Raw genomic sequence first — 13172 nt, forward strand, 5'->3', positions numbered from 1 at the left:
CCCTAACCAGGCAGGGCTGTGCCGGCCCTCATGGCCGGGCGGCGGAGACCACGGGCATGCGCAGTGTCGCCGCTGTCGCGACCAGCAAGGCCACGAGCAGGACGATCGCCATGAAGACCTGCCCGTGCAGACCGAGGACGAAGACAGTGCGGTCGGCGAACTCCGGGTCGTAGGTGGCGGTGCCGGGGAACAGGAGCGCACCGATCATGCCGAGCCACGGGATGGACAGGACGGCGGCGGCGTGCAGCAGCGTGTTCCGGGCCGGCCGTAGTGCGAGGGCCAGCCCGGTGAGGCCGAGGAGCACGGTCATCACCATGTATTGGGCGTCGTGGAATTTGGCGTGGGGCGGCCAGGCCGGGTTGAAGGCGTGCTGTGCCGCGAGGCCGGGGATGGCCAGGTCGGCGAGTACGGCGCCGACCGTCGTGATCGCTGCGACGGCGATGATCAGGATTCGTGGGAGGGGCATCAGATCGTCCAGGTGTAGGCGGGGGTGAGCGAGCGGGCGAAGAGCACGTTCGGGAGGAGCGGGAGGACCGCGTCCCGCAGGGTGGTCATCGGGGTGGAGGTCCAGTGCGCGGCGGCGCCGGCCTGGCGGGAACGGCGGACGATCAGCTGGGTACGCGGCCTCCGGATGCGGTCGTAGGCCGCCAGCCCTGCGCGTACGCCGAGGGTGTCCACCGCGTGCGCGAGCGTGACTGCGTCCTCGAGCGCCTGGCAGGCGCCCTGCCCCAGGTTGGGGGTCATGGCGTGGGCCGCGTCGCCGAGGACGGCGACGTTCCCGGAGACGTACGTCGGCAGCGCCGGCAGTTCGTGGGTGTCGTGTTGCAGCACCGCCTCCTCGTGCGTGGAGTCGAGGAGCTCGGGGATGGGCCGGTGCCAGCGGGCGAAGCGTTCGCGCAGCTCGTTCAGGCCGACGTGGGAGCCGGCCGGGGCGTTGGCCATCACGTAGCAGTAGATGCGCCCGTCGGGCATCGGCACCTGCCCGAACCGTTCGCCCCTGCCCCACGTTTCCACGCTTCCCTCGACGGGCTGAGGCGGAGCGATGAGACGCCAGGTGGTGTAGCCGACGTAGCGCGGCCCGGGGAGCTCGGGCCAGAGGGAGCGCCGGGTCACGCTGTGCACGCCGTCGGCGCCCACCACGAGATCGGCGGTGCGGGCGCCGCCGTCGTGGCGGACCGTGCCGTCGGGCCGCACGTGCTGGACGTCGATGCCGGGCCGCAGAGCCTCCGGCGGCACGGCTGCTCTCAGCAGGTCGACCAGGGCGGCTCGGTGCACGGTCACCCACGGGCCGAAGCGGCGCTTGAGGCTGCCGACGTCGTTGCGGATCAGCCAGTCACCGCGCCTGCTGCGGATCCCCGCGAGGGGGTCGGCCGAGCCACCCGCGCGCAGGCGGTCGCCCAGGCCGATGGCGTCCAGCGCGCGCAGGCCGTTGGGCTGGATGGTCAGTCCCGCGCCCACCTCGGTGAACTCGGCGGCGCGTTCGAGGACCTCCACCTGCCAGCCGCGCCGTTGGAAGGCGACGGCCGTGGCGAGCCCGCCGATGCCGCCTCCTACGATGGTCACTTTCATGTTCAGGTCTCCTTGAGGGTCAGTGCAGGCCGCGCTTGCCCGGGGCCCAGAACGGCTTGGTCTTGATCGAGGCTCGGGGCCAGTTGCGTTCGCGTATCAGGAAGTCGCGCACCAGCTGGCAGGTTCTGGCCTCGCCGGCCACGTAGGCGGCTCCGGCGTTGCCCGGCAGGTCGAGCTCGGCCACGGCGGCGAGCAGCACCGGGGAGGCGACGGCGGGGGCGCCGTGGCGGTGGACGCGGCGCAGCGGCGGCGTCCCGGACATGGCCAGGTCGTGCTCGGGGATCTCGCTCTCCAGGACGCCGTACACCTGGGCCGGGGCTCCCAGTGCTCTGATCATCGGCCAGAAGGCGGCGCCGGCGGTCTCCTCGCCGATGAACACGTGGTAGCCGGCGTCGCGGATGAAGAAGTCGGCTTGCGGCCACCAGAAGGTCACGCGGTTCCCGGGCCGCGCGGCCTGTGCCCACTGCAGTCCGATGCCGTCGCCCGCGTACAGGTGGACGCGCAGTTCGATCGCCTTCCTGTCGGGGGCGAGGTCCCAGATCGTGTATGTACGCAGCGTCTCGGCCGGACGCAGGATGCCCGACACCGACAGCGGGTCCCGCAGCTGGATTCTGACGTGCTGGCCAGGCGTGTAGGGGAAGGCGACAGGCTGGTCGGTTTCCAGCCGGATCCGGCGCATGGCCGGGTTGACCTGCTCGGCGACGGTGACGGTCGCCTCCATGGCGTACTTGCCGGACAAGCGGTCGCGTATCGGGCGGGCCATGTCAGGAGTCCTTGCGTCGCCGGACGTGAGCGGATCTGGACATCCGCCACCACACGGCCGCGATCAGCACCATCACCGCGAGAAGGATCCACCACATATCGCTCCTTACAGGCTCTAGATTATTTAGAGCCATTAAGGAAACATAGATGCCCTAAGATGTCAACGGAATGACAAGAGAGGTGATGATGTCCGCAGACACCAGCAGGCGGGAACGGCTGCGCCAGGCCACCCTGGAGGAGATTCACGCGGCCGCGCGCAGGCTGCTGGTCGAGCAGGGATCAGCCGCGGTGACCATCAACGCGGTCGCCCGGCAGGTCGGCATGAGCGGTCCGGCTCTCTACCACTATTACGCCGGCCACGACGAGCTGGTCGGCGCGGTGACCGCGGACTTCTTCCGCGAGCTGGCCGCCGTCATGGAGCAGGCCCGCGACGCCCGCGCCGGCGCGCCGTCCGGCGACCGCCTGCTGGCCGTCTGCCGGGCCATGCGCGCCTGGGCCGTCGCCCATCCCGCCGAGTTCGGCTGGATCTTCGCCAGCCCCATCGCCGCGCCGAACCGCGGTGCCGGCTCGGTGCGTCACCAGGCCGCCCTGCGTTTCGAGCAGGTCCTGCTCGACCTGACGGTCGAGCTGTGGCGAACACGGCCGTTCCCGGTGCCCGACCTGGCCGACCTGCCCGCCTCCCTGCGCGAGCAGTTGACCGCCTACTCCACCGCCATCGACGGGCTACTGCCGCCCGAGGCCGCACACGTCTTCCTGTCGTGCTGGATCAGGCTGTACGGCCTGCTGTGCATGGAAGTCCTGCACCAACTGGACTTCGCCTACACCGACATGGAGCCCGTCTTCGAAGAGTGCCTGCACGACCTGGCGGTCACCCTCGGCATCGACGACGCGGCGGCATAACTCCGACCGGTCGTCGGGAACGCGCCAGGAGCCCGTCACCTGGACGTGGTGCGCAGGGTGCTCTCGTCGGCGGGTGCTGGTGGCTTGGGGCGGGCGTTGCGCAGTGCGGTCTCGACGCCGCGGTTGGTGGTCATGGACGCGGTGACGACGGTCATGGGGAGCAGGAGGCCGGCGACGGCGTAGAGCGGAGTGTGCAGGTCATACGAGGTGGCCAGCCAGCTGCCGAGGAAGGCGCCGCACGGGGCGGCGCACATGGCGAGCATGCGGGAAGTGAAGGCCACGCGGCCCATCAGATGGGCCGGGACGATGGCCTGCATTTCCTACGGCGACGGCCCCTACGCCAACACCAGATGGAAGGGCGTCGTGATCTCCCGGGGCGACGGCAGCAGGAAGTCCAGCGACGCCGGAGACTACAAGTACTACGCCGGGTCGGTGTGCATCTCAGCACCCGGCCAGTGCCTCGATGTCGAGGGTAACTCGCCGTCATGGACGAGCGTCAAGCTCAACAACGTGCACTGCGGCTGGACCACACCCACACCTGACTCCGCACACGACAACGCCCGGTCCGCCTCAGGCGGGCTGGGGCGCTGTGTGTTGGCCGGCGGTTCCGCCAACCGCTACAAGGGGGAAAAGGGCGGGGGCGTTTCGGCAGGAGTCACCGGACCGGGCGCGGCGCCGGACCGCGGCGTCCCCCGTGAAGCGCGCCGTCTCGGGCCTGTTCGACAGCTTCCGGGTACGCCTCCCGCTTGGCGTGCTCGGCCAGCGCCCGGTAGATCCTGGCGATGGATGGGTTCTGGCCCTTGCGTTTGCCGGTGGGGATGATCGCGCACATACCGGTCGGCGGCGTCGGGGGCAATGTCATGGCCGGTGGCCCACGAGGTGAGCGCGGCGAGGTAGGCGGTGAGCGTCCCGGTCAGTGCGGAGAAGACGTTGAAGACGCCCTCGTCCGTGACAGGGAGCGCTCCGCCCAGCTGTTCGAAGAGAGAGTCCACCATCGGGTGCGAGGGGCAGGTCACGGTGACGGAGCGGTGCTCGCGCACGGCGGGCAGCGGATCGCCCCGCCCGCGAGACCGATGACGACTCGCGTGGGGGTCCGCGGTCGGCTCGCCCGGAGGGCGCGGTCAGCCCACGGCCTCGCGCATACGGCCCAGGATGTCCCGCAGGAGGTCCAGTGACGTACCGAAGTTGAGCCTGACGAAGCCCTCGCCGCCGGGACCGAAGGTCCGGCCGTCATTCAGCAGGACACGGGCCTTGTCCAGAAAGAATGTGTGCGGGTCGGTGGGGAGATCGAGGGCGCGGCAGTCCAGCCAGGCGAGAAAGCCGGCCTCCGGGACGCGGTATCCGATGCCGCGCGGCAGCCCCTCATGCACCAGCGCGGCGTTCCGGTCCAGGACCGGCCGCAGCTGTGACAGCCAGGAGTCACCGTCCTGCCAGGCTGCCAAGGTGGCGGCTACGCCGAAGGTGTTGGGCTCGCCGTACAGGTGGGTCGGGCCCGAAAGGGCCGCTCGCACGTCGGCCGCGCCGATGTGCGCGACGGCGCAGCGCACCCCCGGCACGTTGAACGCCTTGGTCGCGGAGGTCAGAGTCACTGTCCGGGCGGCCGCCTCGGACGACAGGGAGGCAAAGGGGATGTGCCGGTACGGGCTGTGCACGAGGTCGGCATGGATCTCGTCGGAGATGACCAGCAGGTCGTGGCGCCGGGCCAGTTCGGCGACCGTCTCCAGCTCCTGGCGGCGCAGCACACGCCCGGTCGGGTTGTGCGGGTTCACCAGCAGCAGCACCCGGCAGCCGCCATCGGCCAGCTCCCGGTCGAGCCGCTCGGCGTCGAAGACCCAGCCTTCGTCCTGAAGGACGTACGGGACGGGGTGCACGCGCCGCTCCATGCCCGTCACCGTTTCCAGGAAGGGCGGATACGCCGGAGTGTGCAGGGCGACGCCGTCGCCGGGGCGCGTGGCGACGCGCAGGACGGCCTGGAGCCCCTGGTTGATGTCGGTGAACTCCCGGACGTGGCCGGGGTCGAGCACCCAGCCGTGGCGTTCGCGCATACGCTCGGCGAAGGCGGCCCGCAGAGGGATCTGCTCGGGGCGCCCGTCCCACGAGGGGTATCCCAGGTCCTCCTGCACACACCGCAGGAGGGCCTCCTGCACGGCGGGGGCCGGCGGGAAGTCCATCTCCGCGATCCAGGCCGGCAGCACACCCGGCTCGGCACGGCTCCACTTCACTCCGGGGCGACGGGCCAACGATGAAAGGTCAAGGTCGTCAAACATGGCTTCTCCTGTCCCTCAGGGCCGATAGAAGATGTGATCGGCCAGCGGGTGGGTGGCGTTGCGGTCGACGTACGTGGCGATCGTCGCGAGGACAGTGAGCGCAAGGCCTGCGACATCGTTCTGAGCGGTGATCGTGCATGGCTGGGTTCGTCGGTGCTTCTCTCTTCACTGGTCGATCAGGGCGATGCCGTGGTCGCTGTATCGGGCCCCTTGGGCCCCGGTGTCGGGGACGGCGGCGTCGATGGCGGCGAGGTCGGTGGCGGTCAGGTGCACGTCGAGGGCGGCCAGGTTGTCGCGCAGGTGGGGGCGGCGGGAGCTGCCGGGGATGGGGATGACGTCGTTGCCGCGGGTGAGGAGCCAGGCGAGGGCGATCTGGGCGGGGGTGGCGCTCTTGGTGGCGGCGAGGTGGGCGATGGCGTCGACGACGGTCAGGTTGGCCTTGAGGTCGTCGCCGTTGTAGCGGGGGGCGGTGGCGCGGAAGTCGCCGGGTTCGTAGCGCGTGGTGGCGCGGACGGCCCCGGTGAGCAGGCCGCGACCGAGAGGGCTGTAGGCGACCAGGGTGGCGCCCAGACTGCGGATCGTGGGCAGGATGTCGTGTTCGACATGGCGTTCCCACAGCGAGTACTCGGTCTGGACGGCGCTGATCGGATGGATCGCGTGGGCGCGGCGGAGGGTGTCGGCCGAGACTTCGGACAGGCCGATGTGGCCCACCTTGCCCTGGGCGACCAGGTCGGCCAGGGCACCGACGGACTCCTCGACGGGGACGGCGGGGTCGATGCGGGCGAGGTAGTACAGGTCGATGTGATCGGTGCGCAGCCGGCGCAATGACGCTTCGCAGGCCCGCCGCAGATCGCCTGGTGAGCCGGCTGGGACCAGGCCCTCGGCGGTGCGGCGGACTCCGGTCTTGGTGGCCAGCACGACGCGGTCGCGGTGCGGTGCGAGGGTCTGGCCGAGGAGCTCCTCGTTCGCTCCGTCGCCGTAGAAGTCGCCGGTGTCGAACATGGTGACGCCCGAATCGAGGGCCTCCAGCAGGGTGGCTGAGGCCTCGTGCGGGTCAGCGGGGCCGTAGGTGCCGGTCATGCTCATGCAGCCGAGGCCGAGTCGGGAGAGCGCCGGGCCGTCAGGTCCAAGAGTGGAGAGCATTGTTCCTCCGTCACTTTGCCAGGGCCGCGCGGAGGAACGCGAGGATCTCCGCCCGGGCGGCTTCGGCCTGTGGTTCCACGCCGGGCAGGGTGAGGAACGCGTGCTTTGCTCCCGGGTACTCGGTGAGCCGCACGGGGGTCCCTGCCTCGCGCAGTTGCTCGGCGTAGCGGCGGCCGTGGTCGGCGAGCGCGTCCCGGGTGGGCACGACCACGAGCGCCGGGGCGAGCCCGCTCAGGTCGCCCGCGTACAGCGGCGAGACCGGGCCGGTGTCGGCTCCTGGCGGGACGGCGAGCCGCTGGATGAGCTGCAGTTGCGGTAGGGCCCGGGCCGGGCTGTATGCGTACTCGGTGATCGAGGGATGGTCGAACATCGTTCCGGTCATGTCGACCACGGGGTTGACCAGCACCTGCGCCTTGAGCTCCAGGCCGGCCTCTCCGGCCCGGATGGCCGTCAGGGCGCTGATCAGCGCGCCGCAGCTCTCGCCGAAGACGGCTGCGCGCGCCGGGTCCACACCCCACTGCGCGGCGTGCCGCAGCACGTGCTGGAGCACGTCCCAGCCGTCGTCGGCGGCGTTTGCGAGCGGGCTGCCGGGGGCGAGCAGGCGGTGCTCGACCGAGACGACGAGGGCGGGCAGTCCCGCGGCGAGGTGGCTGTTGGTCCAGTCGCACTGCGCCGCCGTGCCCACGAAGCCGCCTCCGTGCACATGGACCACGAGTGGCAGGTCGGTTCGGGCTGCGGCTTCGTCGTCTCCCGTCGGGGCCGGCCGGTAGACGCGGACCGGTAGGTCGCGGCCGGGCAGTGCCACCTGCCGCCAGACGATCGCGGCGCCGGGATTCGGTTCCCCGAGGATTACCCGAGCCGTGCCGGAGGCCCGCCAGCGGTTCTCAGCGTCGCGGTAGGCGCGCAGTTCCTCGGTCGTGATTGCCGAGAAGTCCGGCTCCGGCGGCCGTGTCGCAATGGTGGTCTCACTCATGTGTCCTTCTCCCCCTCCCGGCCGGATGCCGGGTGTGCCGTTGTGGCTGGGCCGTGTGTTGCCCCCATTATGCACGCGGTGCGTGCACCGCCAAGTGCATAAGTTAGGCTGAGCCCGGACGAGAGGGGCGAGATGACTGGCCGACGGCGATGGTCGACCGAGGAGATCCTGGACACGGCGGCGGAACTGCTGCGCACGGGTGACGCCGAGTCGTTCAGCGTGCGCAGGCTCGCAGCGGTGCTCGGGACCGACTCCTCCAGCCTCTACCGGCATTTCCGCAACAAGACCGAACTGCTGCGCGCGGTCGCCGACCGGGTCCTGCTGGCCGCCATGGACAGCTACCGTCCCGACGGCGACTGGAAGCAGCGCATCACCGCCCTGGCCCTGCGCCTTCGCGAGGCCTTCGGCGAGCAACTCCAACTCGCCACGGTGTGGGGACGCTATGGGTCCGGCGGCGCCGGATCCCGATTGGTCATGGAGGAACTGCTGCAGGCCCTGCGCACGTCCGGCCTGCCCGACGAGGACATCCCGGTGCGATACCACCGCATCGTGATCCTCCTCTCCGCGCTGATCGCCTCCGAGGCCGGTATCAGCACCATCACCCCCAAGGAGTACGAACAGGCCATGGAGCAGTTCCGCGTCGCGGTGCTCGGCGCCGACCCCGAACGCTTCCCCGCCCTGGCCCACTTCGCCCGCGACATCCGCCCCCTCGGCGCAGACCGCCGTGCCGCATTCGAAGAGACCCTCGCCGCCCAACTCGCCCACATCGAGGCCCAGATCCCCTGACGTGCTGGACTAGGCGTGCCATGCGATCGGCTCGCGCCACCGTCGCAGGCCCGGTGCTGGAGGGCGAGGAGAGCCGGGCAGTCGTTCAGACCGAACCGGCCCGGCCGCCCGCTGACCGGGCAGTGGACACCCCGGGGGCGGAGCGGGGGCCGGGCACCCTGGCCGCCGCCGCGGCGGCGGCCAATTCGAGGTGGGAGTTCATGTCAAGCTCGAACCGGCCGTAGGCGGTTTACGTGGGTCCAAACCAGCGGGGACAGGGCCTGCCGGTCCGCGTCGGTGAGCCGCTTGTGCCACTTCTCCGCGCTCAGGATGTCTGGAGGAGCACGGTGTTACTGATATGCCTGAGCGCAGCGCTAGATCGATGAGCATGGAGGGCGGCCTCGGCGAAAAGCTCGGTCACCATGTGATCGGCCAGGACGGCAGCCGCCGGACAGGGCAACAGTCGAGCCACCATCACTCGAACTGCGATGAGATTTGCTCAATCTTCGGTGCGACAGAACATTCAGGGGTTCCTGGATCGGGTTCGTCTTGGTTTGGGGGCCGTGGAGTGGATGTGGTGTCAGGCCGCTGGTGGGGAGCGGTATTCGGCCGTTGGGCATGGCGAAGCCGATGGTGAGTGAGGCGCTGCGGCAGGGTGGCGGATGCGTGCAGCTTCTGAGGGCGGGTGGCGGCCTGCTCTGGCCTGCGGGTGTTGGCCTGGCTGGCGATGGGCCGGGGTGAACCCTCGGTGCCGCAGGGGGTCGGTGCAGCGGTGAGCAGCGCCCAACAGCACACTTGCGGCTGAGGGGCAGCCGTCTGTCACCATCGGGTGCCATCCGAGTGCGGCAGAAACGGGACGGCAGCTCGGCGCTCGTCCGATCCGTGCGGTTGGCTTCTGCCGTGATGACTAGGGTGTCAAGCCCCGCTGGGTCAACATGCCGTCGATGAACTGAGCGATCAGGAGGTGACCGGCATCGTTGGCGTGGAGGCCGTCGGGATCCAAGAACTCCGGACGGCCGGCGAAGTAGTTCGAGACCCCGTCCACATAGTCAAGGCCGATATCGGCTGCGGCCTTTGCCAGCCAGGCGCGGATCGCGACCACCTTGTAAGGCAACTCTGTGTACGCCCAGAACGGCTCCATGACCAAGATGCGGGCTTCGGGCAGGCCGTCGCGAAGATCGGCCAAATCGACCACCATGTTGTGCGCGATGGCTTCGGCGTGCTCGTTGAACATGACGGTGTCGTTGGTTCCGAGCGAAACCAGGACCACATCTGCGCCGGCCGCGATGATCCGCTCGACACCCGCCGAATGGCCGTCGCGATCCTCTCGCTTCCGGACCAAGCCGAGTCCATTGATGCCCTCGTTGAACTCTTGCCAGCCGCGCCGGCTGCACACCAGCGAAGACCATCGACGAGTCGGATCAGACGTTCCCCTGCCGACGGTGTAGGAGTCTCCATAGATGGCCAGGCTCACTGGCTTCCCGAATGCGTGCATCGCGACTTCCAACCAAAGATCGACACTTGTGGCCATCGTCCGGACAGGTTCATGCCGTCAGCGGAAGGCTGCGGCGTTGCGCTTGGCCCAGTCGGCGAAGGTGGCGGGGGCGCGGCCGAGGATCTTCTGGACATCCGGGCTGACGGTCTGCTCGCGCAGGGTTGGGGTGCTGAGAATGTCGAGGGTGGTGTCGGCCACCGGGGCGGGCATGAAGGTGAGCATCTGGGCGAGCGCCTCTTCCCGGGTCTGGTCGATGAAGGTGACGGGCTCGCCGATGGCGTCCCCGATGGCGGCCGCGCGCTGGCGTGGGGTGGTCGGCGTGGGGCCGGTCAGCTCGTAGATCGCCTTCGTGTGGCCCGGCTGGGTCAGGGCGGCGGCGGCCACGGCGGCGATGTCGTCGGGGTCGATGACCGGCAGGCCGACCTCGCCGAAGGGCGCGGCGATCGTGCGGGTCGCCTGGACGGACGAGGCCCAGGCGTAGGCGTTGGAGGCGAAGCCGCCGGGGCGCAGGATGGTCCAGTCGGTGCCGGACTCCATGACGACCTGTTCGAAAGCGGCGAAGGCCTGCCCGTGTGACAAGGAGTCCGGGCGGGTGGCCACTCCCTGGGAAGAGAGCAGGACGATCTTTCCGGCGCCCGCGAACTGGGCGACGACCCGAGCGGGGTCGCCGGCCATCATCAGGTCTCCGCCGACGAGGAGGAAGACCGCATCCGCCGCGGAAGGCATGTCGGCGGACGACTGGGAGAGGTCGGCGGCGACCGTGCGGACGCCGGGTGGCACGTCGCCATCGGTGATGCGGCGGGAGACGGCGGTCACCTCATGGCCCTGTTCCGCGAGGATGCGGACCAGCGTGCGGCCGACATTGCCGGTGGCTCCCGTGACAACGATCATGATGAACACCTCGATCAGATAGTTAGCTGGCTGACTGACTAAATGAACCGTAGCACGACGGGCACTCCTGTAGTTAGTCAGGTGGCTGACTTTTTGGGTATGCCTGTGAGGCCGACGTCAAAGACGGCGGGGCACCAGCAGGGGCCGGATGTGAGCGCGAAGGCGGACGCTCGGTCAGGTGAGGGGCGTGGAGTGGCGGGCGCGGTGGCGGCGTACTGCGTCTCTGTTGGCGCACGAGGGGGAGCAGTAGCGCTGACGTGCGGTGCGTGAGGTGTCCGCGAAGATCCTGTCGCACCCGGCGGCGGCGCACCGTCCGAGCCGGTCCATGCCCCGGCTGACGAGGTGCAGCGCCGTGCCGACGGAGATCAGCGCGAACAGCACCGCGCCGAGCGGCTGCAGGTCGTCGCGATAGTGCAGGTGCCAGCCATGGGCGTGGTCGGTCAGCCGGGGGTAGGCGGCCGAGCGGGCCAGCATCTCGTTGACCAGCTTGGCCTTCTCGCGCTCGCCCGTGGCGTCGACGACGTTCGTCCAGGCGGCGATGACGGCGAGGGTCTGGTCGAGATCCGACGGTTCGACCGGGCGTTCCAGCACCAAACCGGCCGTGCGGCAGCGGTGGGCGAGCTCGTCGGCGCTCGCCGGTGGGCGGTTCGCCAGGTCCGCGGCGAAGTTCACCACGTCCGCGCCGTAAGGGTTGAGGTGCACAAGCTCATTACATCAGCCTGTACGTCATGACGCGAACAGCAACGGAACGGGATGTTCCGGAACTCGTCCGCCTCCGGGCACTGCTCTTCGACGACCTCGGCGGCGACTTCTTCAACCCCGCGGACGCCGACGACGACTGGCGCGCCGCGCTCGCCCGGGTCCTCAAGCAGAAGCTGGCCGAACCCGACTGCCGGATCCTGGTCGTGGACGGCGACACCGGCCTGGCCGCCTGCGGCATCGGCACGATCGAACAGTGGTTCCCCGGCCCCCACTCCCGCAACGGGCGGATCGGCCACGTCATCGGCATGGTCACCGACCCGTCGTACCGGCGGCGCGGGCACAGCCGGGCGATCATGCTCGGTCTGCTCGACTGGTTCCGCGAGCGGGACGCCGTACGCGTCGATCTCACCGCCTCCCGCGAGGCGGAACCGCTCTACCGGCGACTCGGCTTCGCCGACCACCCCGACCCGCTGTTGTGCTGGAAGCCGTGAGGACGTCGCGATACCGCTGGATCATTCTGGGGATCGCGACCTTCACACAGGCCACGGCCGCGTTCTTCGTGCAGGGCCTCGGCGCGATGAGCGTCCACCTGCAACGGGACCTGAGGCTGAACACGACCCAGCTGGGCCTGCTGCAGTCGGCGGCTCAGTTGCTTCCGCTGGCCGGACTGCTCGTGGCGGGACGGCTGCTGGACCGCCACGACGAACGCCGGGTCGTCGGGATCGGTGCTCTCGTGGTCGCCGTGGCGCTGGCCGCCGGCAGCGTGGCTCCGGGATACGGCTCCTTGCTCGTGGTCCTGCTGGTCGTCGGTGCCGGGTACAGCGCCATTCAGCCGGGCGGCAGCAAGTCGGTGGCGTCCTGGTTCGACGGTTCGAAGCGCGGGCTGGCCATGGGCATCCGTCAGGCGGGGCTTCCGCTCGGCGGCGTCCTCGCCGCGTTCGCGATTCCCGCGCTGGCGACGCGCTTCGGTCTGCGGTCGACGCTCGTGGCCGGCGCGCTCGTCGCGTTGTCAGGAGCCGTCGCCTTCATGGCCTTCTACCGCCGCCCACCGGATCGGCGTCCGGTGCCGGCCGCGTCCCGCGTGCGGCTGGAACTGCTGCGCGAACCGTACCTGAAGAAGATCGTCCTGTCCGGCACGAGCATGGTGTCGGTGCACAGCGGCGTGGGCGTTCTCACCGTGCTGTACCTGCACGAGGTGACGTCCATGGACGCCGCCTCGGCGGCCCTGGTCTACGTCGCGGTCCAGTGCGCGGGCGCGCTGGGCCGCGTCTGCCTGGCGGCCTGGAGCGACCGGCACAGGTCCGGCCGCTACGCCTGCGTCCTGACCTGCCTGGCCGCCGTGATCATCGGGATGACGGTGCTGGCCACCCCGGTCGGCCGATCTCCGGTCGCGGCCTGCCTGCTGTTCGTCTGGCTCGGCTTCTTCGGGATCGGCTGGTACGGCCCCTGGGTCGCCTACGCCGCCGAATCGGCGCCGCCGGACCACACCGGATTCACTCTTGGCCTGGCCATGGCCGTCAACCAGGTGGCGGTCGTCCTGGCGCCGCCCGTGCTCGGCCTGCTCACGGACCTGACCGGCAGTTTCACACCCGCCTGGGCCCTGCTCGCCGCGCTGACCGCGGTCACCATGGCGACGACCGCCCGGTTGTGACGAGTTCGGCCGGCCGCCGGCGGCGTCCCCTCGCCGGATCGTCACCAACGGCCG

Annotated in this window: 14 protein-coding genes; 4 read left to right on the top strand and 10 right to left on the bottom strand. The window is 70.1% G+C overall.

The features are described from left to right. Nucleotides 1-28: 28 nt before the first annotated feature. From AB0J76_RS43910 to AB0J76_RS43920, 3 genes are read right to left on the bottom strand one after another with little or no spacing between them, the layout of a single operon-like run. A complete protein-coding gene (locus tag AB0J76_RS43910; protein WP_352325754.1) occupies nucleotides 29-466 on the bottom strand; it encodes a DUF6640 family protein in 438 nt (145 codons plus the stop codon). Continuing rightward, on the bottom strand, nucleotides 466-1569 hold the full coding sequence (locus AB0J76_RS43915) for an FAD-dependent monooxygenase (RefSeq protein WP_352325755.1): 1104 nt from the start codon (nucleotides 1567-1569) through the stop codon (nucleotides 466-468). Before AB0J76_RS43915 ends, AB0J76_RS43910 begins: the two co-directional genes overlap by 1 nt. A 19-nt stretch (nucleotides 1570-1588) precedes the next feature. Beyond that, complete coding sequence (locus AB0J76_RS43920; protein WP_352325756.1) at nucleotides 1589-2332, bottom strand: siderophore-interacting protein; 744 nt, start codon at nucleotides 2330-2332, stop codon at nucleotides 1589-1591. A 167-nt stretch (nucleotides 2333-2499) separates the two neighbouring features. Here AB0J76_RS43920 and AB0J76_RS43925 point away from each other — a divergent pair, with 167 nt between their 5' ends. Next, the gene (locus AB0J76_RS43925; protein ID WP_364393333.1) at nucleotides 2500-3231 is read left to right on the top strand and encodes a WHG domain-containing protein; all 732 of its coding nucleotides are present in this window, start codon (nucleotides 2500-2502) and stop codon (nucleotides 3229-3231) included. A 35-nt stretch (nucleotides 3232-3266) separates the two neighbouring features. Here the strand turns inward: AB0J76_RS43925 and AB0J76_RS43930 are convergent, their stop codons facing one another. The 4 genes from AB0J76_RS43930 to AB0J76_RS43945 form a co-directional block, all read right to left on the bottom strand. Beyond that, nucleotides 3267-3512, bottom strand: coding sequence for a hypothetical protein (locus AB0J76_RS43930; protein WP_352325758.1), 246 nt, complete (start codon nucleotides 3510-3512; stop codon nucleotides 3267-3269). An 840-nt stretch (nucleotides 3513-4352) separates the two neighbouring features. Beyond that, nucleotides 4353-5498 (bottom strand): aminotransferase class I/II-fold pyridoxal phosphate-dependent enzyme, encoded by a 1146-nt coding sequence (locus AB0J76_RS43935; protein WP_352325759.1) that lies wholly within the window; start codon nucleotides 5496-5498, stop codon nucleotides 4353-4355. A 165-nt stretch (nucleotides 5499-5663) separates the two neighbouring features. Beyond that, nucleotides 5664-6641 carry an aldo/keto reductase gene (locus tag AB0J76_RS43940; RefSeq protein WP_352325760.1) on the bottom strand — a complete coding sequence of 326 codons (978 nt, stop codon included), beginning with the start codon at nucleotides 6639-6641 and terminating at the stop codon, nucleotides 5664-5666. A 10-nt stretch (nucleotides 6642-6651) separates the two neighbouring features. Beyond that, nucleotides 6652-7614, bottom strand: a complete 963-nt coding sequence (locus AB0J76_RS43945; RefSeq protein ID WP_352325762.1) for an alpha/beta hydrolase — start codon at nucleotides 7612-7614, stop codon at nucleotides 6652-6654. A gap of 132 nt (nucleotides 7615-7746) precedes the next feature. Here AB0J76_RS43945 and AB0J76_RS43950 point away from each other — a divergent pair, with 132 nt between their 5' ends. Beyond that, the gene (locus tag AB0J76_RS43950) at nucleotides 7747-8400 is read left to right on the top strand and encodes a TetR/AcrR family transcriptional regulator (protein WP_364393338.1); all 654 of its coding nucleotides are present in this window, start codon (nucleotides 7747-7749) and stop codon (nucleotides 8398-8400) included. 886 nt (nucleotides 8401-9286) lie between these two features. Here AB0J76_RS43950 and AB0J76_RS43955 read toward each other — a convergent pair. From AB0J76_RS43955 to AB0J76_RS43965, 3 genes are all read right to left on the bottom strand, one after another. Further along, nucleotides 9287-9853, bottom strand: coding sequence for an SGNH/GDSL hydrolase family protein (locus AB0J76_RS43955; RefSeq protein ID WP_352322079.1), 567 nt, complete (start codon nucleotides 9851-9853; stop codon nucleotides 9287-9289). A 78-nt stretch (nucleotides 9854-9931) separates the two neighbouring features. Then, on the bottom strand, nucleotides 9932-10765 hold the full coding sequence (locus tag AB0J76_RS43960; protein WP_352322081.1) for an NAD(P)H-binding protein: 834 nt from the start codon (nucleotides 10763-10765) through the stop codon (nucleotides 9932-9934). A gap of 174 nt (nucleotides 10766-10939) precedes the next feature. Continuing rightward, on the bottom strand, nucleotides 10940-11467 hold the full coding sequence (locus tag AB0J76_RS43965; protein WP_352322083.1) for a CGNR zinc finger domain-containing protein: 528 nt from the start codon (nucleotides 11465-11467) through the stop codon (nucleotides 10940-10942). A 26-nt stretch (nucleotides 11468-11493) separates the two neighbouring features. On the opposite strand from AB0J76_RS43965, the gene AB0J76_RS43970 reads away from it, so the two are divergent. Both AB0J76_RS43970 and AB0J76_RS43975 read left to right on the top strand, forming a co-directional pair. Next, complete coding sequence (locus tag AB0J76_RS43970; protein WP_352322085.1) at nucleotides 11494-11958, top strand: GNAT family N-acetyltransferase; 465 nt, start codon at nucleotides 11494-11496, stop codon at nucleotides 11956-11958. Then, nucleotides 11955-13118: an MFS transporter gene (locus tag AB0J76_RS43975; protein WP_352322087.1), complete on the top strand. Its 1164-nt coding sequence runs from the start codon at nucleotides 11955-11957 to the stop codon at nucleotides 13116-13118. Before AB0J76_RS43970 ends, AB0J76_RS43975 begins: the two co-directional genes overlap by 4 nt. Nucleotides 13119-13172 lie beyond the last annotated feature (54 nt).

It is taken from the genome of Nonomuraea sp. NPDC049624 (assembly GCF_040675255.1).
In the GTDB taxonomy this organism is placed as follows: Bacteria; Actinomycetota; Actinomycetes; order Streptosporangiales; family Streptosporangiaceae; genus Nonomuraea.

Bases quoted from the DNA above. Each gene is read 5' to 3' on its own strand.
- AB0J76_RS43910 (WP_352325754.1), bottom strand. From the start codon at position 466: ATGCCCCTCCCACGAATCCTGATCATCGCCGTCGCAGCGATCACGACG.
- AB0J76_RS43915 (WP_352325755.1), bottom strand. From the start codon at position 1,569: ATGAAAGTGACCATCGTAGGAGGCGGCATCGGCGGGCTCGCCACGGCC.
- AB0J76_RS43920 (WP_352325756.1), bottom strand. From the start codon at position 2,332: ATGGCCCGCCCGATACGCGACCGCTTGTCCGGCAAGTACGCCATGGAG.
- AB0J76_RS43925 (WP_364393333.1), top strand. From the start codon at position 2,500: ATGACAAGAGAGGTGATGATGTCCGCAGACACCAGCAGGCGGGAACGG.
- AB0J76_RS43935 (WP_352325759.1), bottom strand. From the start codon at position 5,498: ATGTTTGACGACCTTGACCTTTCATCGTTGGCCCGTCGCCCCGGAGTG.
- AB0J76_RS43940 (WP_352325760.1), bottom strand. From the start codon at position 6,641: ATGCTCTCCACTCTTGGACCTGACGGCCCGGCGCTCTCCCGACTCGGC.
- AB0J76_RS43945 (WP_352325762.1), bottom strand. From the start codon at position 7,614: ATGAGTGAGACCACCATTGCGACACGGCCGCCGGAGCCGGACTTCTCG.
- AB0J76_RS43950 (WP_364393338.1), top strand. From the start codon at position 7,747: ATGACTGGCCGACGGCGATGGTCGACCGAGGAGATCCTGGACACGGCG.
- AB0J76_RS43960 (WP_352322081.1), bottom strand. From the start codon at position 10,765: ATGATCGTTGTCACGGGAGCCACCGGCAATGTCGGCCGCACGCTGGTC.
- AB0J76_RS43970 (WP_352322085.1), top strand. From the start codon at position 11,494: ATGACGCGAACAGCAACGGAACGGGATGTTCCGGAACTCGTCCGCCTC.